General features: G+C 72.8%; 22 protein-coding genes. 16 read left to right on the top strand and 6 right to left on the bottom strand.

The window, feature by feature from the left end:
* Positions 1-39: 39 nt before the first annotated feature.
* From OG417_RS07075 to OG417_RS07085, 3 genes are all read left to right on the top strand, one after another.
* Positions 40-1,092, top strand: a complete 1,053-nt coding sequence (locus OG417_RS07075) for an NDP-sugar synthase (protein WP_329262160.1) — start codon at positions 40-42, stop codon at positions 1,090-1,092.
* 87 nt (positions 1,093-1,179) lie between these two features.
* Entirely contained in the window at positions 1,180-2,403 is a 1,224-nt protein-coding gene (locus OG417_RS07080) for a hypothetical protein (RefSeq protein WP_329251448.1), read from the top strand.
* A 59-nt stretch (positions 2,404-2,462) separates the two neighbouring features.
* The gene (locus tag OG417_RS07085) at positions 2,463-3,368 is read left to right on the top strand and encodes a DNA-3-methyladenine glycosylase family protein (RefSeq protein ID WP_329251453.1); all 906 of its coding nucleotides are present in this window, start codon (positions 2,463-2,465) and stop codon (positions 3,366-3,368) included.
* Here the strand turns inward: OG417_RS07085 and OG417_RS07090 are convergent.
* Positions 3,353-3,478 (bottom strand): hypothetical protein, encoded by a 126-nt coding sequence (locus OG417_RS07090; RefSeq protein WP_329251456.1) that lies wholly within the window; start codon positions 3,476-3,478, stop codon positions 3,353-3,355. The two genes, OG417_RS07085 and OG417_RS07090, sit on opposite strands and share 16 nt — an antisense overlap.
* 242 nt (positions 3,479-3,720) lie before the next feature.
* Here OG417_RS07090 and OG417_RS07095 point away from each other — a divergent pair, with 242 nt between their 5' ends.
* The gene (locus OG417_RS07095; protein ID WP_329251459.1) at positions 3,721-6,273 is read left to right on the top strand and encodes a bifunctional FO biosynthesis protein CofGH; all 2,553 of its coding nucleotides are present in this window, start codon (positions 3,721-3,723) and stop codon (positions 6,271-6,273) included.
* 39 nt (positions 6,274-6,312) lie between these two features.
* On the opposite strand, the gene OG417_RS07100 is transcribed toward OG417_RS07095, so the two are convergent.
* Positions 6,313-6,624: a DUF6624 domain-containing protein gene (locus OG417_RS07100; protein ID WP_329251462.1), complete on the bottom strand. Its 312-nt coding sequence runs from the start codon at positions 6,622-6,624 to the stop codon at positions 6,313-6,315.
* A 153-nt stretch (positions 6,625-6,777) separates the two neighbouring features.
* On the opposite strand from OG417_RS07100, the gene OG417_RS07105 reads away from it, so the two are divergent.
* Positions 6,778-7,446: an HAD family hydrolase gene (locus OG417_RS07105; protein WP_329251465.1), complete on the top strand. Its 669-nt coding sequence runs from the start codon at positions 6,778-6,780 to the stop codon at positions 7,444-7,446.
* Between the two features lie 11 nt (positions 7,447-7,457).
* On the opposite strand, the gene OG417_RS07110 is transcribed toward OG417_RS07105, so the two are convergent.
* Together OG417_RS07110 and cofD are read right to left on the bottom strand one after the other, a co-directional pair.
* Positions 7,458-8,753 carry a coenzyme F420-0:L-glutamate ligase gene (locus tag OG417_RS07110; protein WP_329251468.1) on the bottom strand — a complete coding sequence of 432 codons (1,296 nt, stop codon included), beginning with the start codon at positions 8,751-8,753 and terminating at the stop codon, positions 7,458-7,460.
* Positions 8,750-9,694: a 2-phospho-L-lactate transferase gene (gene cofD, locus OG417_RS07115; RefSeq protein ID WP_329251471.1), complete on the bottom strand. Its 945-nt coding sequence runs from the start codon at positions 9,692-9,694 to the stop codon at positions 8,750-8,752. Before cofD ends, OG417_RS07110 begins: the two co-directional genes overlap by 4 nt.
* Positions 9,695-9,789: 95 nt before the next feature.
* Between cofD and OG417_RS07120 the strand changes: the two genes are divergently transcribed.
* The 6 genes from OG417_RS07120 (at position 9,790) to OG417_RS07150 (ending at position 17,344) form a co-directional block, all read left to right on the top strand.
* Positions 9,790-10,746, top strand: a complete 957-nt coding sequence (locus OG417_RS07120) for a hypothetical protein (RefSeq protein ID WP_329251473.1) — start codon at positions 9,790-9,792, stop codon at positions 10,744-10,746.
* Between the two features lie 258 nt (positions 10,747-11,004).
* Positions 11,005-11,271, top strand: a complete 267-nt coding sequence (locus tag OG417_RS07125) for a WhiB family transcriptional regulator (protein WP_285579166.1) — start codon at positions 11,005-11,007, stop codon at positions 11,269-11,271.
* Positions 11,272-11,576: 305 nt separating this feature from the next.
* Positions 11,577-14,651: a glycosyltransferase family 2 protein gene (locus tag OG417_RS07130; protein WP_329251476.1), complete on the top strand. Its 3,075-nt coding sequence runs from the start codon at positions 11,577-11,579 to the stop codon at positions 14,649-14,651.
* Positions 14,648-16,174 (top strand): DUF5719 family protein, encoded by a 1,527-nt coding sequence (locus OG417_RS07135; RefSeq protein ID WP_329251478.1) that lies wholly within the window; start codon positions 14,648-14,650, stop codon positions 16,172-16,174. The genes OG417_RS07130 and OG417_RS07135 overlap by 4 nt, the downstream gene beginning before the upstream one ends.
* Before the next feature lie 314 nt (positions 16,175-16,488).
* Positions 16,489-16,632 (top strand): hypothetical protein, encoded by a 144-nt coding sequence (locus OG417_RS07140; RefSeq protein WP_329263185.1) that lies wholly within the window; start codon positions 16,489-16,491, stop codon positions 16,630-16,632.
* A gap of 292 nt (positions 16,633-16,924) precedes the next feature.
* Positions 16,925-17,344 (top strand): MarR family winged helix-turn-helix transcriptional regulator, encoded by a 420-nt coding sequence (locus OG417_RS07150; RefSeq protein WP_329251481.1) that lies wholly within the window; start codon positions 16,925-16,927, stop codon positions 17,342-17,344.
* A 12-nt stretch (positions 17,345-17,356) separates the two neighbouring features.
* On the opposite strand, the gene OG417_RS07155 is transcribed toward OG417_RS07150, so the two are convergent.
* On the bottom strand, positions 17,357-17,743 hold the full coding sequence (locus tag OG417_RS07155; RefSeq protein ID WP_329251483.1) for a metallopeptidase family protein: 387 nt from the start codon (positions 17,741-17,743) through the stop codon (positions 17,357-17,359).
* A 307-nt stretch (positions 17,744-18,050) separates the two neighbouring features.
* On the opposite strand from OG417_RS07155, the gene OG417_RS07160 reads away from it, so the two are divergent.
* The 5 genes from OG417_RS07160 (at position 18,051) to OG417_RS07180 (ending at position 22,213) form a co-directional block, all read left to right on the top strand.
* Positions 18,051-18,413, top strand: a complete 363-nt coding sequence (locus tag OG417_RS07160) for a DUF3499 domain-containing protein (protein ID WP_329251485.1) — start codon at positions 18,051-18,053, stop codon at positions 18,411-18,413.
* 121 nt (positions 18,414-18,534) lie between these two features.
* Complete coding sequence (locus tag OG417_RS07165) at positions 18,535-19,890, top strand: phosphomannomutase/phosphoglucomutase (RefSeq protein WP_329251487.1); 1,356 nt, start codon at positions 18,535-18,537, stop codon at positions 19,888-19,890.
* Complete coding sequence (locus OG417_RS07170; RefSeq protein ID WP_329251490.1) at positions 19,887-20,060, top strand: Trm112 family protein; 174 nt, start codon at positions 19,887-19,889, stop codon at positions 20,058-20,060. Before OG417_RS07165 ends, OG417_RS07170 begins: the two co-directional genes overlap by 4 nt.
* Before the next feature lie 52 nt (positions 20,061-20,112).
* On the top strand, positions 20,113-21,258 hold the full coding sequence (locus tag OG417_RS07175) for an SIS domain-containing protein (RefSeq protein ID WP_329251492.1): 1,146 nt from the start codon (positions 20,113-20,115) through the stop codon (positions 21,256-21,258).
* A gap of 16 nt (positions 21,259-21,274) precedes the next feature.
* Positions 21,275-22,213 carry a cation diffusion facilitator family transporter gene (locus OG417_RS07180; protein WP_329251495.1) on the top strand — a complete coding sequence of 313 codons (939 nt, stop codon included), beginning with the start codon at positions 21,275-21,277 and terminating at the stop codon, positions 22,211-22,213.
* Between the two features lie 22 nt (positions 22,214-22,235).
* Here OG417_RS07180 and OG417_RS07185 read toward each other — a convergent pair whose 3' ends face one another.
* Complete coding sequence (locus tag OG417_RS07185) at positions 22,236-22,967, bottom strand: DUF3592 domain-containing protein (RefSeq protein ID WP_329251497.1); 732 nt, start codon at positions 22,965-22,967, stop codon at positions 22,236-22,238.
* Positions 22,968-22,973: the final 6 nt, after the last annotated feature.

A 22,973-nucleotide genomic window follows, 5' to 3' on the forward strand; every position in this document is an offset into this window, starting at 1 on the left:
CCACACCGATGAGGGAGGGACACGCTGGAAGCGATTCTGCTGGTCGGAGGTAAAGGAACGCGGCTGCGGCCGCTGACCATCTCCACCCCCAAACCGCTGCTTCCCACCGCCGGCGTGCCACTGCTGGAACACCAGCTCAGGAAGGCCCGCGCGGCCGGGATCCGGCGCATCGTGTTCGCGACGTCCTACCGGGCGTCGATGTTCACCGAGGCGTTCGGCGACGGGTCGCGGCTCGGCCTGGAGCTGGTCTACGTCACCGAGGACGAGCCGCTCGGCACGGCCGGCGCGATCCGCAACGCCGCACGCGAGCTGACGTGCGACGCCGACAGCCCGGTCGTCGTGCTCAACGGCGACATCCTGTCCGGCCACGACCTGGCGGCCCAGATCGCCATGCACGACAAGTCGGGCGCGGCCGTCACGATGCATCTGACGCTGGTCAACGACGCGCGCCGCTACGGCGCCGTGCCGACGACCTCCGAGGGCAAGGTCATCGAGTTCGTCGAAAAGTCGCCGAACCCACCGACCAACCAGGTCAACGCGGGCTGCTACGTCTTCCGGCGCTCGGCGATCGAGGCCATCCCCGAGGGTCGGGTCGTCTCGGTGGAGTACGAGACCTTCCCCGGCCTGCTCGCCGCCGGCGAGACGATCATGGGGTACGTCGAGGGCGCGTACTGGCTCGACGTGGGCACGCCGAGCACGTTCGTGCAGGGCTCGTGCGACCTCGTGCTCGGCCGGATGACGTCGCCGGCGGTCACGCCCGGCGGCGGCGTGCTGTTCCTCAACGGTTCGGTGGTCGCCCCGGAGGCGGCGGTGTCCGGCGGTACGGCCGTCGGCGCCGGGGCCGTGGTCGAGTCGGGCGCGACGGTGGAGTCCAGCGTGCTGTTCGACGGGGCCGTGGTCGAGCAGGGCGCGCGGGTCTCCCGCTCGGTGATCGGGCGGGGCGCCCGCATCTGCGCGGGCGCGGTGCTCGACGAGACCGTGATCGGCGACGGCGCGATGGTGGGCGCGGGCAACGAACTGCGCGGCGGCCTGCGGCTGTGGCCCGGCACCCAGCTTCCGCCGACCGCGGTCCGGTTCTCCTCCGACGTCTGAGTACGCCCCGGCGGTGGTGCTGGCTACACCCCGGTCGGGGGCCTGACCGGCTGGGGCGGGACAGGCGGCGTGCCTAGTTTCGTCGGCATGAAGATCCTCTCATCCGCCGCTCTCGCCGGTCTCGCCCTGGCCGGGATCGCTGCGGCGCCCGGCCAGTTGTCGGCCACCTCACATCACGTCGTCAACGCGGCCATGCACAGGGACGGTCCGGACGGACGGGGCCGCGTGGTCTCCGCCAAGAAGATCGCCGGCCTCTCCCGGGAGCAGACGGCCTCCTACCTGGACGAAATGAACTTCGGGTCGCCGGAGCCCAGGTACGGGATCGACGAGTACGCGGTCGTCTACCGGACGATCACCCCCGCGGGAGCGCCCACCACCGCCAGCGGGCTGCTCATCCTGCCGCGCAGCGAAGACCGTACGCTGCGGACGGTCGCCTACGAGCACGGCACGAACGCCACGAAACTGGATGCGGCGACGACCTCCGCCGAGAGCTATGACCGGGCCGCTGCGGCGCTCGTCGCCGGTGCCGGGTTCGGCGCGGTGGCCCCCGACTACCTCGGGCTCGGCCTCGGTCCGGGGCACCACCCGTACATGGACCACGCCTCGGAGACGACGGCCTCGCTGGACATGCTCCGCGCGGCCCGTGCGGTCGCCGCCGACCATGGCCGCTCGCTCACCTCGAAGGTGAGGGTCACCGGCTTCTCCCAGGGCGGCGCGGCGGCGATGGCACTGGGCCGTGCCCTCCAGGCACGCGGGGAACTCGCCGCGCTCGCGCCGATCAGCGGTCCGTACGACGTCGAGCACGCCGAGATCCCGGTGGGTCTCCACGGCGACCAGCTCTCGCCGCAGGAGGTCACCTTCTACCTCGGCTACTGGATAACGTCGATGAACCGGCTGCATCACTTCTACACGTCGCCTTCCGAGGCGTTCCAGAAGCCGTACAGCGAAACCGTGGAAACTCTCTTCGACGGTGACCACAGCGCGCCACAGATCGTCGCCGGACTGCCCGCGACGCCGCAGGAGCTGCTCCGGCCGGAGTTCGCCGCGCGGCTCGACCACCCCGACGGGTCCCTCGCGCGGGCGATGCGAGAGAACGACGACACCTGCTCCAGCTGGCGGCCCAGGGTGCCGATCCGCATCTTCGCCGCGGACGGCGACAAGGACGTGGCCATCCTCAACGCGCAGCACTGCCAGGCGCAGCTGCGCGAGCACCGGGTCGATGCCCCCTTGACCGACGTCGGCGCGACCGACCACACGGGCTCCGCGTTCCGCTCCATGCCGCAGGTCGTACGCTGGTTCGCCTCCTTGTAGGCCTCGCAGACACCGTCGAATGGCACAGAACCGCGCAGGTTAAGGTCAAGATGAGAACCATGCTCACCCGCGAGTGGCGGCCCTCGTGGCCGGTCGACCTGGGCCTGACGCTGGGCCCGCACCGGCGCGGCTCGGGCGACCCGGCGTACACGGTCGGTCCCGACGGCGCGGTGTGGCGTGCGTCGACGACGCCCGAGGGCCCCGGCACGCTGCGGGTCCTGCTGCGCGGCGACACGGTCGAGGGCCGGGCGTGGGGGCCGGGGGCGGAGTGGCTGCTCGACGGCCTGCCCGAACTGCTCGGCGCCGCCGACGACCCGACGTCGTTCACGCCCGCGCACGAGGTCCTGCGCACGGCCGCCGCGCGGTTCGGCCACTTCCGCGTCGGCCGGAGCCGTAACGTCTTCGAGGCGCTCGTGCCGGCCGTGCTGGAGCAGAAGGTCGTCGGCAAGGAGGCCTGGCGCGCGTGGCGCTACCTCGTGCGGAGGTTCGGCCAGGTCGCACCCGGGCCACAGCCGCCGCACCTGCGGTGGCCGCTGCGGGTGCCGCCGCCGCCCCGGGTCTGGGTCACCATCCCGTCGTGGGAGTGGCACAGGTCGGGGATCGAGGCGGTGCGGGCCCGTACGATCATCGGCGCCGCGCGGGTGGCGAGCCGGCTGGAGGTCTCCGACACGGCCGAGGCCGACCGGAGGCTGCGCTCACTGCCGGGCATCGGGGTCTGGACGTCGGCCGAGGTGCGGCAGCGGGCCCTCGGCGACGCCGACGCGGTCTCGGTCGGTGACTACCACATCCCCGGAATCGTCGGCTGGGCCCTGACCGGGCGGAAGGTCGACGACGCCGGGATGCTCGAGCTGCTGAAGCCGTACGCCGGGCACCGCTACCGGGTCACCCGGATGCTGGAGCTGTCCGGCGGCGGCCCGCCGCGCCGCGGGCCGCGGATGCCCGTACGCGACTACCGGGCGTTCTGACGGCGCCACACCGCCCCGAAGCGGCTCGGGCGGCCGTCGCGGGTGTCGGCGCCGTACACGGGGCCGATCACCGCCAGGGCGATGAAGAAGGACAGGACGAGCCAGGTCATGACGGTCTCCTCGCGGTAAGGGGTGTTCGTCGTTTCACTCATTAAGTGTGCGCGGCCGAACCGTTCAGCACCAGCGAGGAATTCTGCACGGAACCGGTAAGCGATGCTGAAGGTTCGGCCGCATCGCCGGGGGCGGCGGGAATACCGGGTGGGGCCTCGGCGTATGTTCCGGACATGAGCGAACGGAGTGAGCGAATCGAAGCCGCAGTGCGCCCGGTCCGTTCTCCGACGAAGGAGGGCTCTTGACCGATCTCGCCGGCGGACTCCCTTCGCCGACCGCCGTCCGACGGGCTCTCGCCCGCGCCCGCGACGGAAAGGCACTCGACGTCACCGAGGCCGAAGTGCTGCTCGGCGCCCGGGGAGAGCAGCTCGGCACACTGCTCGAACACGCGTCGCGCGTCCGCGACGCCGGGCTGGAGGCCGCGGGCCGGCCCGGCGTGATCACCTACAGCCGCAAGGTGTTCATCCCGCTGACCCGGCTGTGCCGCGACCGGTGCGGCTACTGCACGTTCGCGACCGTGCCCGGCCGTCTCGACGCCCCCTACCTCAGCCCGGACGAGGTGCTGGAGATCGCTCGCCAGGGCGCCGCGCTGGGCTGCAAAGAGGCGCTGTTCACCCTCGGCGACCGGCCCGAGGACCGCTGGAAGCAGGCCGGCGAGTGGCTGCACGCGCACGGCTACGACGACACGCTGTCCTACGTACGCGCCATGGCGATCCGGGTCCTGGAGGAGACCGGCCTGCTGCCGCACCTCAACCCCGGCGTCATGAGCTGGCAGGACTTCCAGCGGCTCAAGCCGGTCGCGCCGTCGATGGGGATGATGCTGGAGACGACCTCGCGCCGGCTGTTCGAGGAGAGGGGCCAGGCGCACTTCGGCTCGCCGGACAAGGACCCGGCGGTACGCCTGCGCGTGCTGGAGGACGCGGGCCGGTCCAGCGTGCCGTTCACCACCGGCATTCTCATCGGTATCGGCGAGACCGTGCGCGACCGGGCCGAGTCCGTCTTCGCGATCCGCAAGGTCGCGCGGGAGTACGGCGGGATCCAGGAGGTCATCGTCCAGAACTTCCGCGCCAAGCCGGACACCAAGATGCGGTCGATGCCCGACGCCGACCTCCAGGAGCTCGCCGCGACGATCGCGGTGACCCGGCTGGTCCTCGGCCCGAAGATGCGCGTGCAGGCGCCGCCGAACCTCGTTGACTCCGAGTACGCGCTGATGCTGCGGGCGGGCATCGACGACTGGGGCGGCGTGTCACCGCTGACCCCGGACCACGTCAACCCCGAGCGCCCGTGGCCCCAGATCGACGACCTCGCCGCGCGCACCGCCGAGAGCGGCTTCACGCTGCGCGAACGCCTGACGATCTACCCCGAGTACGTCCGGCGCGGCGAGCCCTGGCTCGACCCGCGCCTGTCCGCGCACGTCGCCGCGCTCGCCGAGCCGTCCGGCCTGGCCCGCGAGGACGTCGTTCCCGAGGGTCTGCCCTGGCAGGAGCCCGACGGCGGCTGGGCCGACCAGGGCCGCACGGACCTGCACGTCTCCATCGACACCGCCGGGCGCACCTCCGACCGCCGCGAGGACTTCGACGAGGTGTACGGCGACTGGGCCGAGGTGGGCGGCCGGATCCGCCCGGTGGAGCGGTTCGACGCGGACGTGGCGTCGGCGCTGCGCAGCGCGGAGCGGAACCCGGGCGGCCTCACGGACGACGAGGCCCTGGCCCTGCTCCAGGCCGACGGCCCGGAGCTGGACGCGCTGGCCCGCCTCGCCGACGACCTGCGGCGCGACGCGGTCGGCGACGACGTGACGTACGTCGTCACCCGGAACATCAACTTCACCAACGTCTGCTACACCGGCTGCCGGTTCTGCGCCTTCGCCCAGCGGCGCACCGACGCCGACGCGTACACGCTCTCGCTGTCCCAGGTCGGCGACCGGGTCGACCAGGCATGGGCGGCCGGGGCGACCGAGGTCTGCATGCAGGGCGGCATCCACCCGGACCTGCCCGGCACGGCCTACTTCGACCTGGCGCGCGAGGTGAAGAAACGCGCGCCCGGGATCCACATGCACGCGTTCAGCCCGATGGAGGTCGTCAACGGGGCGTCGCGGACGAACCTGTCCATCCGCGACTGGCTGACCGAGGCCAAGGCCGCCGGCGTCGACTCGCTGCCCGGCACCGCCGCGGAGATCCTCGACGACGACGTGCGCTGGGTGCTCACCAAGGGCAAGCTGCCGGCCGCCGAGTGGGTCGAGGTGGTCACCACGGCGCACGAACTGGGCATCCCGACGACCTCGACGATGATGTACGGGCACGTGGACACGCCCGCGCACTGGGTGGCGCACCTGAAGCTGCTGCGCTCGATCCAGGAGCGCACGGGCGGCTTCACCGAGTTCGTGCTTCTGCCGTTCGTGCACCAGAACGCGCCGATCTACCTCGCCGGCCTGGCGCGTACCGGCCCGACCCGGCGGGAGAACCGCGCGGTGCACGCCCTCGCCCGCATCCTGCTGCACGGCGCGATCCCCAACATCCAGTGCTCCTGGGTCAAGCTGGACGACGAGCTGTGCACCCAGGTGCTCCAGGGCGGCGTCAACGACCTGGGCGGCACCCTCATGGAGGAGACCATCAGCCGCATGGCGGGCTCGGAGAACGGTTCCTTCAAGACGATGTCGGCCCTGGAGGAGATCGCCACCCGCGCCGGCCGCCCGGCGCGCCAGCGCACGACGACGTACGGCGAGGTCCCGGCCGAACGCGCCGCGGCGGCCCGCGCCACGGACGGCGTGGGTCACTTCCTGCCCATCGTGTCGTGACGCGCGTCGGTTCGTGACGCGCGTCGGCCGTGACGCCGGTCAGCCGGGGAAGGAATCGAGGCCGACCTCGGCCCGGCGCTGCACGTCGAGCCGCCGGTCGGCGTGCTGGGCGACCAGCCAGGCCCGGCGCGCGCCCTCCGGGCCGACCAGCGTGGTCGCCGGCCAGCCGTGGTCGTCCATGATCTGGTCGAGGCGGTCGGCGTTGCGGGTGGTCACTCGGCGGTAGGCGAGCTGCGCGACGGCGTCCTCCGCCCAGCCCCGGTAGGCGTCCCCGCCCGTGCTCGCGCCCTGCTGGAGCCGCCGGTCCTCGTCGGTCATCGCGACCAGCTCCTCGGAGAGCGCCGGATCCACGGGTGCCGCCTTCGCTCCACCACCGTCGCCGTCCTGCCGCATTCCACTACCTCCCGGCGGCTCGAAAAAACGCTTCCCGACGGCAACGCTAGGGGCGCCGGAGGGCGGAGAATTCATCCTCCGGAAGGGTGACACACCTGATGAGAGGCCGCGATGATGATCCTTGGAGGCAGCACGGTGATCACCGCGGTGGCCTTCGACGTCGGCGAGGTCCTCGTCGACGAGACGCGCGAGAACGCCGCCTGGGCCGACTGGCTCGGCGTCCCCCGCCACACGTTCTCGGCCGTCCTCGGCGCGCTGATGGCGCGGGGGCGCGACGCCGCCGAGATCTTCCAGATCTTCCGCCCGGGCTTCGACTTCGCCCGCGAACGCACGCGACGGGAGGCGGCCGGGCGGCCGGAGCTGATCGAGGAGGGCGACCTCTACCCCGACGTACGCCCGGCGCTGACCGCGCTGCGGGAGGCGGGCCTGTGGGTGGGGATCGCGGGCAACCAGACCGAGCGGGCCGGGCGTCTGCTGCGCGCCCTCGGCCTGCCCGCCGACCTGGTCGGGACGAGCCACGAATGGTCGCTCCGCAAGCCGGACCCGCGCTTCTTCGCCCGCGTCGCGCGGGAGGCGGGCCGCCCGCCGGAGGAGATCCTGTACGTCGGCGACCGCTGGGACAACGACATCCGCCCGGCGCTGGCCGCCGGGATGCGCGCCGCCCACATCCGCCGCGGGCCGTGGGCCTACATCGACGACGCCGACGTGACGCCGACGATGCGCGTCGAGAGCCTCGCCGAGCTGCCAGCGGCGATCGCCGCGTTCAACGCGGGCCGGTGATGTAGCGGCGCTCAGCGGAGTTCGATGAAGTCGTCCGGGTCGCGGGGCGGGCGGTCGCGCGGGGGCGCGGCGGCGTGGCCGACGCCGACGGCGCCCATCGGGTCCCAGTTCGCCGGCAGGTCCAGGGCCTCGCGTACGACGTCGGCGCAGAACATCGTGCTCGACACCCAGCACGACCCCAGGCCCTCCACGGCGAGTGCCACGAGGAGGTTCTCCACCCCCGCGCCCATCGCGACCAGGAACATCTCGCGCTCCGCGCGGGAGCGCCGCGTGTCCGGGTAGGGATGCGCGCCGTCCGTCACCAGGCACGGCACGACCAGGTACGGCGCGCGCCGGAGCACCTCGCCCCGCCGCAGGCGGCGCGTGATGGACTCCTCGGAGAACCCGTCGCCGCGCAGGTCCGCCTCCCAGGCGTCGCGCATGGCGTCGAGCAGCCGGTCCTTGGCCTCCTCCACCAGCACGAACCGCCACGGCGTCGTGTGGTGCGGGGCGGGCGCGGTGATCGCGGCGGACACCGCGCGGCGTACGGCGGCGCGGTCGACCGGCTCGTCGGTGAACTCGCGTATCGTCCGGCGGGCCCGTACGACGTCCGCGGAGCCGTACCGGAACATGTCCTCGTCGGCGGGGCGCACGAGCACCCGCGCCCCGGGCCCGTCCTCCTCGGTGACCAGGTGCGACAGGCCGCGCACGACCGCCACCGGGACGCCGGCCAGCTTGCCCTTGACCAGCTCGGCCGCCGAGGCGATCTCGTCGGCCACCGAGGTCGCCGTGGCCGTGAGCAGGTTGCCGTACGCGTCGGTGCGCCCGCGCAGGTCGTCCATCGGCCGTACGCCGGCGGCGCCGATCGCCGCGTCGGTCAGGCCCATGCGCCACGGCCGCCCGAGCGTGTCGGAGACGATCACGCCCGCGCGTACGCCGGTCAGCTCGCGCAGCCGGGCGCGGATGCGGCGGGCCGACGCGTCGGAGTCGACCGGCAGCAGGAGGACGGTGCCGGGTTCGGTGTTGGAGGCGTCGACGCCCGCGGCGGCCAGGACGAGACCGTGCCGGGTCTGCACGATCCGGGTGTCGTCGCGGCGCGCGACGACGCGCACGGTCTCGGCGTCGATGGCCTTCTCGCGGTCGTCCGCGACGAGGACCCGCCCCTCCGCCTTGCTCACGATCTTGGAGGTGACGACGACGATGTCGCCGTCGCGGAGGTCCGCGTCGGCGATCAGCGCGGCGATGTCGTCGCCCTCGCGGACCTCGGGCAGCCCGGGTACGCCGAGGACCTCGAACGTCTGAGGCGTGCTCTCGCTTCCCTCTGTCATGCCCGCAGCTCCTCGGCGAGGTCGAGCGCCGCGCGGGCGATGCCCGCGGTGGCCTCCAGGTCGGTCATCAGCAGGGGCCGGGCCCGTACGGCGATGCCGTCCAGGTCCCCGGCCGTGTCGGCGTCCGCGGTGTCGACGAGCCAGCCGTCGAGCAGGTCCGGGCCGTAGTGCGCGGCCACCGCGCGGGCCGAGGTCTCCACGCCGATCGCGGTCAGGCACGCGTCCGCCATGCCGCGCACCGGGGCGCCGCCGATGATCGGCGAGACCCCGACCACCGTCTTGGCCGCCACCGCGGCGCGGATGCCGGGTACGGCCAGGATGGTCCCGATGCTGACCACGGGGTTGGACGGGGGCAGGATCACCAGGTCGGCGGCCTCGATCGCCTCCAGCACGCCCGGGGCCGGCTTGGCGTCGTCCGCGCCGACCGCCGCGATGCTCCGCGCCGGGGTCGCGGCGTGCAGGCGCACCCACCACTCCTGGAAGTGGACCGCGCGCTTTCCCGCGTCGTCCTCGATGACGACATGCGTCTCCACGCGGTCGTCGGTCATCGGCAGCAGGCGGACACCCGGGCGCCAGCGGTCGCACAGCGCCTCGGTGACCGCCGACAGCGGGTACCCGGCGTCGAGCATCTGGGTGCGCACGATGTGCGTGGCGAAGTCGCGGTCGCCGAGGGTGAACCACGCGGGCCCCACCTCGTACGCGGCCAGCTCCTCCCGGAGGGTGAACGTCTCGTCCGCGCGCCCCCAGCCCTGCTCCTCGTTGATGCCGCCGCCGAGGGTGTACATCACGGTGTCGAGATCGGGACAGATCCGCAGACCGAAGAGAGAAATGTCATCGCCCGTATTGCCGACGACGGTGATGTCCGCTTCGGGAGCGGTGTGCCGGAGTCCGCGCAGGAAACGGGCTCCGCCGATCCCGCCCGCGAGTGCCACGATGCGCATGTGGACAAGTCTGGCATCACTGGGCCAGACCAAATGCGACGGGCCGTCCGCTTGTGCGAAGCTGACACAAACCGATTACTCACTGGAGCTGGTTCGTGAACAAAGACGTACAGCGGCTGCGGGAGCCCGGAGCATGGGTTCTGCTCGCAGCGGTCGCGCTGCAGATCCTGTCCGGATTGATCGGCCTGCTGTTCGGCCGGGGCAGAACGCCCTTCACGATGGAAGCCTTCCAGTACGTCGTCGCCGACACCTTCTTCATGGGCGTGACGGTCACCGGCGTGGTCGTGGTGGCCGTGCTGCTGGTGACCAAGCTCGGCGGCCCGCCGACCCGGCAGGCCCGCAACGTCGCCCTCGCCGCCCTCATCGTGCTGGGTGTGGTCGGCCTGCTGACCATCATCTGCATGCTCGCCGGCCTCGGCGCGGGTTCCTCCGACTCGGGCATTCTGCTGGAGAGGGCGACCACCCAGAAGATCATGATGTTGCTGTACGGGCTCTCCAAGCTCGCGGTGCTCGCCGTCGGCGGCTACTACGTCCTGCACACCTACCAGACCTCCGCCCCGCCGGCGCCGCAGGTCCCGCAGTACCCGCAGCAGGGCTGGGGCCAGCCGGGCATGCAGCCGCCGTACGGCCAGCCGGGCTACGGGCAGCAGCCGCCGGCCTACGGTCAGCCGCCGCAGCAGCAGTACCCCCAGCAGGGCTACGTGCCGGCGCCGTACGGCACGGGTCCGTACGGGCAGCCGGGGCACCCGGGCCAGCCGGGCCAGCCGGGCCAGCCGGGCCAGCCGGGTCAGCCGCAGCCCGGGCGTCCGCCGGCGCCACCCATGCCGCCGCAGCCGCAGTCGGGTCCGCCCTCCGCTCCGCAGCCGGCCGCCCCGGCGTCCGGGCCACAGCAGGCCCCGCCGCCGACCCAGAGCGACGAGCTCGAGGGCGAGTGGACCCGCGCCTACGGCGGCATCTCCGAGTCGCCCAAGGCCGAACCGGAGGACGACAAGCCGGAGGGCTCGTCGCCGGACCAGCCGCCGGCGTCGGACCCGTACCGCCCGCCCGAGTAACCGGTCGCCCGGAAAGCCCCCCAAAAGGCGGCATGGAGCGAACACTCTCCCGGACCGGTCCGCGCTTCGTACCGCACGGTTCGTAATCGTGTCTCCGCAGGTCAACTGGGTTTCTTTAGCTTCGCTAGACCCTCGGCGCCTGATTCGGCTTGACGTCTGTGGTCAGACACGCGTGTAATTTCATCGGTGTAGTTCTGCCTTCCCGGGGGAGAGGGGAAGGCGTGACCAGGGGGGCTCCACGGGGCTAGGAGGTGCGCTATGGGCAGTGAGGTGCTCATCCCGCTGGCGCACGGCACAGACGGTGAAGAGTTGGGCTGGCAGGAGCGCGCCCTGTGTGCGCAGACGGATCCGGAAGCGTTTTTTCCGGAGAAGGGTGGCTCCACTCGCGAGGCCAAGAAAGTGTGCCGCGCTTGCGATGTACGTGCTGAGTGTCTGGAATATGCGCTTGGCCATGACGAACGTTTCGGAATTTGGGGTGGTTTGTCCGAGCGCGAGCGCCGCAAGCTCAAGCGCGCTGCGGGCTGACACCCGCCCGCGGGCCAGGCGCCCGCGCGTCGGTAGGTCGTGCGTCGGCGGGCTTTGGCCGGCTGAGCGGACGAAATACGGCTTCGGTCGGCTGAGCGGACCGGATGCGGCTTCGGTCGGTTGAGCGGACGGGATATGGCTTTGGTCCGCTGAACAGACCGGACGCGGCTTCGGTCGGCTGAGTGGATCGGACATTGCTTTGGTCCGCTGAGCGGACCGGACATATTCGGCGGGCGCCTTCGCTATCGTGGTCAGCCGTGCCGGGCAGCTGAGCCCGGTCCGGCTGACCAACTCGGATGAAAACAGTGGCGCCCCAACTCGACCGCCATATCGTCACCGCCGTACTCGTCACGCATGACGGTGCGCGCTGGCTGCCGGAGACGCTCAAGGCGCTGCTGACGCAGAGCCACCCGGTCGACCGGCTGGTCGCGGCCGACACCGGCAGCACCGACGCCGGGCCGGCCATGCTCACCGAGGTCGTCGGCGAGGGCAACCTCATCACCCTGCCGGCCCGCACCCGCTACGCCGACGCGGTCGCGGCCACGCTCGCCCACCCGGCGTCGACCATCGAGGTCCCGGACGGCGCGTCCGGGGTCGACCGCGTCGAGTGGATCTGGCTCCTCCACGACGACTCCGCGCCCGCACCCGATGCACTCGAACGCCTCCTGACCACCGCCGAGGCGCATCCGCCCGCGACCATCCTCGGTCCCAAGCTGCGCGACTGGGACGACCGGCGCGTGCTGCTCGAGGCGGGTGTCGCCATCGACCGGACGGGGCGCCGCGAGACCGGGCTCGACCCGCGCGAGTTCGACCAGGGACAGCACGACACCATTCGCGAGGTCATGGCGGTCAGCAGTGCGGGCATGCTGGTGCGCCGCGACGTGTGGGACGAACTGGGCGGCCTCGACCCGGCCTTCGGCCTCTTCCGCGACGACGTCGACCTCGGCTGGCGCGCGTACGCCGCCGGGCATCGCGTCCTGATCGCGCCGGACGCGGTCGCGTTCCACGCCGAGGCCGCCACGCGCGGCGCGCGCCGGGTGGCGTTCCCGGCCGACGACCGGCGCAGCGCGCTGCTCGTGCTGCTGGCGAACCTGCCGCTGTCCGCGCTCGCGCTCTCGCTGCCCTTCATCGTCGCCACGTGCTTCCTGCGGGCGGCCTTCTTCGCCGCGGCCAAACGGCCCGGCGCGGCGGGCGCCGAGCTCGCGGCGCTGCGCGGCGCGCTGTTCCGCGCTCCCCGGCTGCGCCGGGCGCGGCGGCCCGGACTCACCGCGAGCGGCGTCAACCGGTTCCAGCCGCGCTGGCCGACGCTGCGGCGGCTGCCGGACGTGTTCGTCGGCCGCGGCGCCACGCTGCCGTCGCCCGAACCGGGCGCCCTGTACCGCTGGCTCCGCCGCCCCGGGGTCCTGATGACACTCGCGCTGACGCTCGTCGCCCTGGTGGCCGAGCGCGGCCTCCTCGCCACCGGCGGACGCCTCGGCGGCGGCGCGCTCGTGCCCGCGTGGGGCGGGGCGAGCGACCTGTGGGCCGAGTACCTCACCGGCTGGCACCCGGTCGGCCTGGGCTCCGGCACGGGAGCGCCGCCGTACGCCGGGGTGCTCGCCGTGCTCGCGACCCTGCTGTTCGGCAAGCCGTGGCTCGCGGTGCTCGTGATCCTGGTCGCGGGTGTGCCGCTGGCCGGGCTCACCGCCTACACCGCCGCCCGCCGGCTGCGCGGCCTTCCTCCCAGGACAAGCCCAGCAGACCAGGCCCCCACGGGTCGAGGTCGTTCGTCCGTGGGGCGCTCCACCTCGACCCGTGGGGGCCCCGTCCCGGTCGCCGTCTGGGCCGGCGTCACGTACGCGCTGCTGCCCGTCGCGACCGGCGCCGTGACGACGGGACGGCTCGGCACGATCGTGGTGATCGTGCTGCTGCCGCTCATCGGGGTGTTCGCGACCGGCACGCTCACGACGTCGTCGCGGCACACGCCCTGGGCGGCGGGCCTGCTGCTGGCCGTCGCGATGGCGTTCGCGCCGCTGACGTGGGTGCTCGCCGTGCTCGTCGGCCTGCCCGCGCGGTACGCCCTGGCCGGTCACCGGCCGGGGGCCGGCCGCCGCCTGGCCGTCGCGCTCGGCGTGCCGCCGTTGCTGCTCCTGCCCTGGACGCTGCACCTGCTCGCGCATCCGTCGGAGTTCCTGCGCGAGGCCGGTCCCCGGGCGGCCGTCGCGAGGCCGGAGGCCGGCGCGCTCGTCCTGCTCAGCCCCGGAGGGCCGGGCACGCCCGTCTTCTGGGTCACCGCCGGGCTGGCCGCGGCCGGGCTGGCGGCGCTTCTGCTGCGGCGCCGACGCACGGCGGTGCTGACCGGCTGGCTGCTCGCGATCGTCGGAATGCCTGTGGCGATCCTCGTCCTGGCCCGGCCGGACTGGCCGGGTGTGGCGCTGACGTTCGCCGCCGCCGGCGTGGTGCTGGCCGCGTCCGGCATGCTGCGCGTCGCGGTGGCGAAGCTGCGGTCGCCGGGGCTGGTCGCGCGTGCGGGAGCGGTCGTCGCGCTGGCGGTCGCCGCGTCGACACCGTTGCTGGCCGCCGGCCTGTGGGTCGTCCACGGCGCGCACGGACCGCTCGCCCGCGCGAACCCCGAGGAGTTCCCGCTGGTCGTCGAGTCGCACGTGACCCGGCCGCGCTTCCTCATCATCTCCTCACGCGCGGACGGCGCCGTCGGAGCGACCGTGATGCGCGAGCGTGAGCCGATCCCCGGCGAGGAGACCGCCGAGCCTCCGGAGCCGGCGCGGCGCCACCTGCGCGCCGCCGTCGCCGGCCTCACCTCCGGCACCGGCGGCGCCTCGGCGCTGAGCCGGCTCGGCGTCGGGTACGTCCTCGTGCCCGACCCCGGCCACGACCCGCTCACCGGTGCCCTCGACGCCGTGCCCGACCTCCAGCGGCTGGGCCGCACCTCGGCGTTCGGGCTCTGGCAGCCGGTCACGCCCGCCGGGCGGCTGATGCTCATCGACGGCCGCACGGTGACGCCGCTCGCGGCCGGGCCCATCGACGCGAAGGTCCGGATCCCGCCGGGGCCCGCGGGGCGCACCCTTCTGCTCGCCGAGCCCGCGAGCGCGGGCTGGCACGCCGCGATCGACGGCCGCCCGGCGCGGTCGCGGACCCTGGACGGCTGGGCCCAGTCCTATGACGTCCCCGCCTCGGGCGGGACCTTCACGCTGCGCCGCGGCATGCTGCTGCGCCACCTGTGGGTGGCCGTGCAGGGCATGGCACTGGTGCTGATCGTCGTGCTGGCGCTGCCGTCCGCGGCGTGGGTCGAACGCCCGCGCGGCCGGCGTCGCCGCGGCGGTCACGCCCGTACGACGAAGGCCCAGCCCCAGGTCGAGGCGATGAGCGGAGCGGAGTCGTGAGGCCGTCGGTGGCGTCGGTGTACGCCGTGGCACGCCGGGTGCTCGGGCCGCCGGCGCGTCTCGCGTACCGGCTCACCCGCGCGGCGGCGCGGGCGGCGGGCGCGTACGCGGTGCGGCTGTCGTCGGCCGACACCCGGCCGGGGTGGATGAACCGGCTGCCGGCCAACCGGTTCGCGCTCGCCGCCCTCGTCGTGCTGGCCGTCGCCGCGCTGTACGGCGTCGCCTCGTTCGCCCGGCCGGCCGCCTCGGCGCCCCGGCACGGCACCACGGTCCCGGTCACCTCGGCGTACGCCGCCTGCCCCGACACGCACGGCGCCCGGGTGAGCGCGGTCACGCCGCCCGGCGCCCGCGGCTCCGGCCAGGCGTCGGTCGCGGGCGCGCCGGTCGTGCTCACCACGCCGGGCACCGCGTGGTCGGACGACGTCACCAAGGGCGCCGGCCCGTGGGTCTTCGGAGCGCAGGGGTCCCTCGCCCCCGGCCTGACCGTGGAGCAGACCACCTCCGACGGGGGGCTGGCGGGCACCCGGTGCGTCCAGCCGGCCACGGACCTGTGGTTCGCCGGTCCCGGGCCCGCCGACGCCGACGGCGTGAGCCTCTACCTCACGAACGTCGACGACCGTCCCGTGACGGCGCTGGTCACCGCGCTGAGCCCGGAGGGTTCGATCGAGACCCCCGAGGGCCAGGACGAGGTTCCGGTCGGTCCCCACTCCACGCGGCTGGTCCAGGTCGGCGTGCAGGTCGAGGGCTTCGGCCAGGCCGCGGCGGACGCCAAGCTCATCGCGCTGCACGTCCACGCCCTGACGGGGCGGCTCTCGGCGGCGGTGCGCGTCGAGCGCAAGAAGGGCGCCGACTGGCTGCCCGAGACCGCCCCGAGCCGTCGTGTCGTCGTACCGGGCGTGCCCTCGGGCAAGGGTCGCCGGCGCCTGCTGATCGCGGTACCCGGTGAGGACGAGGCGAAGGTCACCGTCCAGGGCATGGCCCGCGACGGGGCCTTCTCACCGACGGGCGAGCGGACGCTGGAGGCCCCCGCGCTGGCGGTGACCCCGTTCGACCTGGGCCTCGGCGGGAAGCCCGCCGCGCTGCGGCTGGTCGCCGACCGGCCGATCGTCGCGGCGCTCGTCGCGGAGAAGGGCGACGACTTCGGCGTCACCGCGGCCGTACCGCCCCTCGGCGCGGGCACCGGCACCGGGCTCGTCGCCGACGACCGCGACACGACGACGCTGCTGCTCAGCGCCCCACCCGAGCACGCCGCCGCGGTACGCCTGACCCAGCTCATGACGCAGGGCCCGGCCGGCACGGCGAAGGACGTCGCGGTGCCCGCCGGCCACACCGTGGAGGTGGCGATGCCACCGCCCGCGGGCGGTGACGGCTACGGCCTGGTCATCGCGCCGCGTCCGGGCTCGGGGCCGGTGTACGCCGCCCGCCTGCTCGCGATGAAGAAGAAGGGCTTCACCCTGCTGCCGGTGCCACCGGCGCGGATGACCGCCGTGCTGCCGCCGGTGGCCGACTCTCCGGTTCCCTGAGCGCACGGGACCGGGCCGTAACCGGCTGTTCGTCATGTTGCCGACATAATCATGTTAATTGGCCTATTGATTAGCTGGAGCTCATGGTTATGCTGCGCCTCGCATTCGACGAGCCCTTGCGTGGAGTCCCGGCCATTCAATTCACGGCTGGGATGAATCGCATCCAAGAAGTGCCGCGTAGCGGTGCGGGAACGGTCCGGGAGGCCGTCGGCCAGTCTAGGTGTTTGTGCCTTTTGGGGTAATTTAGTGCGGTGTCTGTGCGTGTTTTCGGTGTTCGAGCGCGTCGTGGTGTGGTCGGCAATACGCTGAGGGCCGTGAAGCTGATGGTGCAGGTGACGTTGCTTCCAGATGAGGCGAACGAGGCGGCTTTGCGGGAGACGCCGCGGTTGTGCAAAATCCGCGCAAACCATGCCTCTCCGTCACCTCCGACGGCGCCGTCCACGCCGGTGAGCATTTGAATCAGGTCCGGTACCGCAATCGCCGCCTCCGCAAGCCCCAGCGGGTCACCCTGCACTCTTGGAGTTTCGCCCCGCTCGGCGGCTACATCGCTTACAAGGCGGCCCGTGCCGGGGTGCCGGTGGTATTCGGGCTGGGCAGTGAGTCACGCTGCCGACGATGCGGCCTGACCCCTACCTGCCAGGCACGGACCAGAGCTGCAAGCTCGGCTCTTCAACTTCAGGGTCGAGAAGCTGACAGGCAGGGTTCAATACAAGGGAGCTTATATAAGGGGCCTTGGGTAAGCTTCCGGGTATGACCCGTACCCCGCAGGAAGTGGCCCTGCTCGTCAAACGGCTGCAGCACCGGCACCACCGGGAGCTGACGGCGGCGCTGGCCCCTCTCGGCATCTCCCTGGTGCAGTGGGACACCCTGCGGCACCTCGACCGCCACCCTGAGGCGTCGCTGCACGACCTGGCGCTGCTGACCTTCCAGACCGACCAGTCGTTCGGCTCGCTCGCCACCCGCATGGCCGATCGCGGCCTCATCGAACGCGTCCCCGGCCCGGGCCGCGCCGTACGGCACCGCCTCACCGAACGCGGGAAGGAGCTGCTCCGGGAAGGCACGGAGATCCACGAGAAGGTCGTCACCGGCTCCTTCGCCCCGCTCGCACCGGACGAGCTGGACCGGCTCGGCGATCTCCTCAGCGGCGTCCTGGACGCCTGGGACGACTAGACCAGCCGTCGTTCAGTCGTCGGGGGAGTCGTACGTCGGGTCGATCGACTCCGGGGAAAGCCCCAGCAGGTCGGCGACCTCCTCGACCACCACGTCGCGCACCAGGCGGGCGCGGTCGCGTTCGTCGTCGCCGCCCCGGGCCTCGACCGGGCGGCGGTAGACCACGATGCGGGGCGGCCGGCCGTCCGCCGCCGGGATCAGGCGGCTCAGCGGCACCGTGTCGGCGTCCAGGGAGTGCGGCTCGACCGACGGCACTTCCTCGACCGCGAACTCCACTCCGGCGAGCTGCCGGCTCCACCGCTGTTCGAGCCGGTGCGCCTCGTCGCGTACGAGCTCGTCGAACCGCTCGGCGCGCGTGCGTGAGATGGGCACCTCCGCCGGCGCGAGCGGCCCGCGCATGCCACGACCCCGGCGGTCACGACGGCGCGTGCCGGAGCCTCCTGTCACGCGTGATCGCACAACTTCGAGCATAGTCCGCCCGGAACGCGCTCCGGAGTGCCAACGGCGGACGAGACGCGGGCGGCGTTTCCTCGGTGGGCCGGAGCCGGGGGAGGAGGTTCGTACGTACGGCGGTCGCCCGGCGCCCGCTCCGCTCGTCCCGTGACCGGCGGCGATAAAGATCCGTTATGCGGGTGCCCGCCTGAAATACGGCGACACGAAGGCAGGATAGTGGCGCGGGTACGGGGGGAGGGGATACGTTCCCGTCGTGAGCCCCGTCCGCATCTGCTCCCGCACCGCGTGCAAGCAGTCTGCTGTCTACACGCTCACGTACGTCTACGCCGACTCGACCGCTGTTCTGGGCCCGCTGGCAGCGTACGTCGAGCCCCACTGTTACGACCTGTGCGCCGAACACGCCGAGCGCCTCACCGCCCCCGTCGGCTGGGAGCTGGTCCGGCTGCCCGCCGAGGAGTCCGAGCCCAGCAGCGACGACCTCGAGGCGCTCGCCAACGCCGTGCGCGAGGCGGCCAAGCCCGCCGCGCCCCGCGAGGAGCCGGTCGGGCAGGGCACGGAGGTCGGCCGGCGCGGTCACCTCCGCGTTCTGCGCTCCGACACGCCCCGCAAGCCCTGAGCGACCGCCCCGGCGGCGTGACCCCGACCCCGGCAGGCACAGTCTTCGATCGAGGCCCCGGTAGGCTCTGCCGTACGCGATACCGTGCCGAGCGACCCGGCAAGAGGGCAAGGGGCCAGGAGTGAGTGACCTCACCAAGATCTTCAAGGCGTACGACATCCGGGGCGTCGTCCCGGACGAGCTGAACGAGGAGATCGCCGAGGCCGTCGGCGCCGCGTTCGTACGAGTGACGGGCGCCACGGCGATCGTGACCGCGCACGACATGCGCACCTCTTCCGGCCCCCTGTCCGCGGCCTTCGCCCGGGGCGCCACGTCCCAGGGCGCCGACGTGATCGAGGCCGGGCTGGGCTCCACCGACATGCTCTACTACGCGAGCGGCAGCCTGGACGTCCCCGGCGCGATGTTCACCGCGAGCCACAACCCCGCGCGCTACAACGGCATCAAGCTGTGCCGCACGGGCGCCAAGCCGGTCGGCCGCGACACGGGCCTGACCGAGATCCGTGAGCTGATCGACAAGGGCGTGCCCGCCCACGACGGCCCGGCCGGCACGATCTCGCAGCGCGATCTGCTGTCCGGCTACGCCGAGCACGTGAAGACCCTGGTCGACCTGTCCGGCATCCGGCGGCTCAAGGTCGTCGTCGACGCGGGCAACGGCATGGGCGGCCACACCGTGCCGGCCGTCTTCGAGGGGCTGCCGATCGACCTGGTGCCGCTCTACTTCGAGCTCGACGGCACCTTCCCCAACCACGAGGCCAACCCGATCGAGCCGGAGAACATCCGCGACCTCCAGGCGGCGGTGCGCGAGCACGGCGCCGACGTCGGGCTGGCCTTCGACGGCGACGCCGACCGCTGCTTCGTCGTGGACGAGCGCGGCGAGCCGGTGGCGCCCTCGACGATCACCGCGCTGGTCGCCGTCCGCGAGCTCGGCAAGCACGGCCCGGGCCGGATCGTGCACAACCTGATCACCTCGCGGGCCGTCCCGGAGATCGTCCGCGAGCACGGCGGCGAGCCGGTGCGCACGCGCGTCGGCCACTCGTTCATCAAGCAGACGATGGCCGAGCGCGACGCCATGTTCGGCGGAGAGCACTCGGGCCACTACTACTTCCGCGACTTCTGGTTCGCCGACTCCGGCATGCTCGCGGCGATGCACGTCCTGGCCGCGCTCGGCGGGCAGGACCGCCCGCTGTCGGAGCTGCTGGGCGAGTTCACGCGCTACGCCGCCTCCGGCGAGATCAACAGCAAGGTGGACGACCAGGAGGCCACGGCCGCGCAGGTCCGCGCCGCGTTCGAGGGCCGGCCGGGCGTGACCGTCGACGAGCTCGACGGGCTCACGGTGAGCCACGACGACTGGTGGTTCAACCTGCGCCCCTCCAACACCGAGCCGCTGTTGCGACTCAACGCCGAGGCCGCCGACGAGGAGACGATGGCCGCCGTACGCGACGAGGTCCTCGAGATCGTGCGAAAGGGAAACGAATGAACATCGACTCCTGGCTGCTGGAGATCCTCGCCTGCCCCAACTGCCGGGGACAGCTGAGGACCGACGACGCGGCGGAGGAGCTCGTCTGCACCGGTACCTGCAAGTACGCCTACCCGGTCCGCGACGACATCCCCGTCCTCCTGGTGGACGAGGCCAGGACGCCTGCATGACCCACGCCGTGTCCCCCGGGGACCCTCGTCACATCGGAGGGCCGGCGCGACGATGAGCCTTCCCGAGCCCGACTACGGCCGCCTCGACGATCCGGAGGCACTGGCCGAGGCGGACCCGGGCGAGATGCTGCGTCATGTCGCCTCGGCGGCCGCACAGGTCCGTGAGGCCCGTCTGCTCGCCACCGAGGCCGGGATCGACCGAGTCGCCGGGGGCGGGCGGCCGCGTGCCGTCGTGATCGCCGGTATGGGCGCCTCCGGCGCCGTCGGCGACCTGCTCGCCACGGTCTGCGGCCTGGGCTGCCCGATCCCGGTGACGACCGTCCGCGGCCACCGGCTGCCCGGCTGGGTCGGCGTCGCCGACCTCGTCATCGCCGTCTCACGCTCCGGCTCGACCGAGGAGACCCTCGGCCTGGTGGCCGACGCCGCGCGGCGCGGATCCCGGCTGCTGTGCGTCGGCGCCGGCGGCTCGCCGCTCGCCGACATGGCCGTACAGGCCGGGGGGCTGTTCGTGCCGGCGCCGTCCGCCGCGCGCTCCCGTGCGGCGCTGTGGGGCCTGGCCGTGCCGCCCCTGCTGGCCCTCGACGCGCTGGGCCTGGCCGCCGCACCGCCCGAGGTGCTCGAACGCACCGCCGAGCGGCTGGAGGAGATGAGCCACCTGTGCCGCCCGGCCAGCGAGTCGTTCGTCAACCCGGGCAAGCAGACCGCGCTGGAGATCGCCGGATCGATCCCGGTGATCTGGGGCACGTCGCCGCTGACCGGCATGGTGGCGCGGCGGTTCGCCGCCCAGCTCGCCACCGACGCCAAGTACCCGGCCATCCCCGGTGAGCTGCCCGAGGCCGCGCACGGTCAGGTGGTGGTCTTCGACGGCCCCTTCGCGTCGGCGGGCGGCTCCGCCGGTGAGGAGGACTTCTTCCGCGACCGCGTCGACGAGCCGGAGACCACGCGGCTGCGCCTCGTCGTCGTCCGCGACACCGAGGAGCACCCGCAGGTGACGCGGCGGTGGCAGGCCTCCGTCGAGCTCGCGGCCGAACGCGGCGTGCCGGTCACCGAGCTGGTCGCCCGTGGCGAGCATCCGCTCGAACGCCTGGCCGGCCTCACCGCCCACGCCGACTACGCGAGCGTGTACCTCGCGCTCGCCCTCGGAACCGACCCGACCCCCCTGCCCGCCATCCAGGAACTCGAAGTGAGGATTTCATGATCGCCGAGGAACGACCGTGAGCGCCGAAGGCGGGGCCAAGGCGATCATCGCCGCGCTGGGAGCCAACCTCGGCATCGCGGCGGCCAAGCTCGTGGCGTTCGCGTTCACCGGATCGGCCTCGATGATGGCCGAGGGCGTGCACTCGATCGCCGACTCCGGCAACCAGGGCCTGCTCCTCCTCGGCCGCAACCGGTCCCAGCGCGCCGAGACCAGCCGGCACCCCTTCGGGTACGGCCGCGAGCGGTTCTTCTACGCCTTCGTCGTCGCCGTCGTGCTGTTCACCGTGGGCGCGCTGTTCTCGCTGTACGAGGGCTGGCACAAGGTCAGCGATCCCCACGACATCGAGGACCCCGTCTGGGCGTTCGCCGTCCTGTTTCTGGGGATCCTGCTGGAGGGTTACTCCTTCCGTACGGCGGTCAAGGAGTCCAACCGCACGCGCGGTGACCAGAGCTGGGTGTCCTACATTCGCCGGGCCCGCGCGCCGGAGCTGCCGGTCGTGATCCTGGAGGACTTCGCGGCCCTCATCGGCCTCGTCGTCGCCCTCGTGTGCGTCGCCCTCGCGGTGATCACCGGGAACGGCGTCTGGGACGGCGTGGGCTCGATCGTCATCGGCCTGCTGCTGGGCTTCGTCGCCGTCGTACTGGCGGTGGAGACCAAGAGCATGCTCATCGGCGAGTCCGCGGTGGGCGAGATCGAAAAGAGGATCACCGCCGAGCTTGAGTCGGTGGAGGAGATCGACCGGGTCATCCACCTGCGCACCCTGCACACGGGCCCGGAAGAGCTCCTGGTCGCCGTCAAGGTCGCGGTCACCTCGGACGACACCGCCGCGGAGGTGGCACGCGGCATCGACGCGGCGGAGAAGCGCATCCGCGAGGCCGTCCCGATGGCCCGCCACATCTACATCGAACCCGACCTCGACCGCGCCCGTACGGCCCCGGAGACCGAGGCCTCCTGACCCCGGCCGGATGGTGCGACGGTCACGAGGGGGATGGGAGCGCGTCCAGGTCGACCAGGTTGCGATCCGGGTCGGCGGGGTCGTACAGCACGCGAACGTGGGTCTGCCCGCTCAGACGAGGGCCCGGGTCGTAGGTGAGGGGGTCGCTGACCGCGGTGTACGTCCGGCCGGTTCCCTCATCCTGCCAGGTCGCACGGATGATGTAGGGATGCCGGTTGTTCACCAGCGTGCTGAGGTCGGGGCCCACGTGCTCGATCTTCGCCCACACCTGCAGGCCCTGCCGCCGTAGCCGGGCTCGCAGCCGGGCGGCGCGGCGACCCTTGACGAAGAGGACCGTCCCGATCGGGGTGAACACCAGGCCCAGTCCACCGACGATTAGCGGGGCGAGGTACGCCGCCCAGAACGACGCGATCCGCGCGTTGGACGGATCGTCCGGATCGTAGGCGACGGGGACGCTCTCGCCTCTCTCGTAAGCCGGTGGGTTGCTGCCGGTGGAGCTCTGAAACGAGTACGACCTGCCGTCGACGGTGAACTTCACGGTCGGATACCAGTTCGTGCTGGTTCGCGTGTGGCCGCCGGAACTCCGTGTCGTGCTGGTCCGCGCGGTGAGCTCGACCACGGTGCCGTCGGTCCGCTGGGCGGACGCGAGGAAGCTCGCCGTGGAGGCGGCCACCGCGATCCCGGCGCCGAGGAGCACCAGCCCGACCAGACCGAAGATGCCGCCGACGATGGTGAAGACCCGTCCGTTACGCATTGGACG

The sequence above is a fragment of the Actinoallomurus sp. NBC_01490 genome (genome assembly GCF_036227085.1).
GTDB lineage: Bacteria > Actinomycetota > Actinomycetes > Streptosporangiales > Streptosporangiaceae > Actinoallomurus > Actinoallomurus oryzae.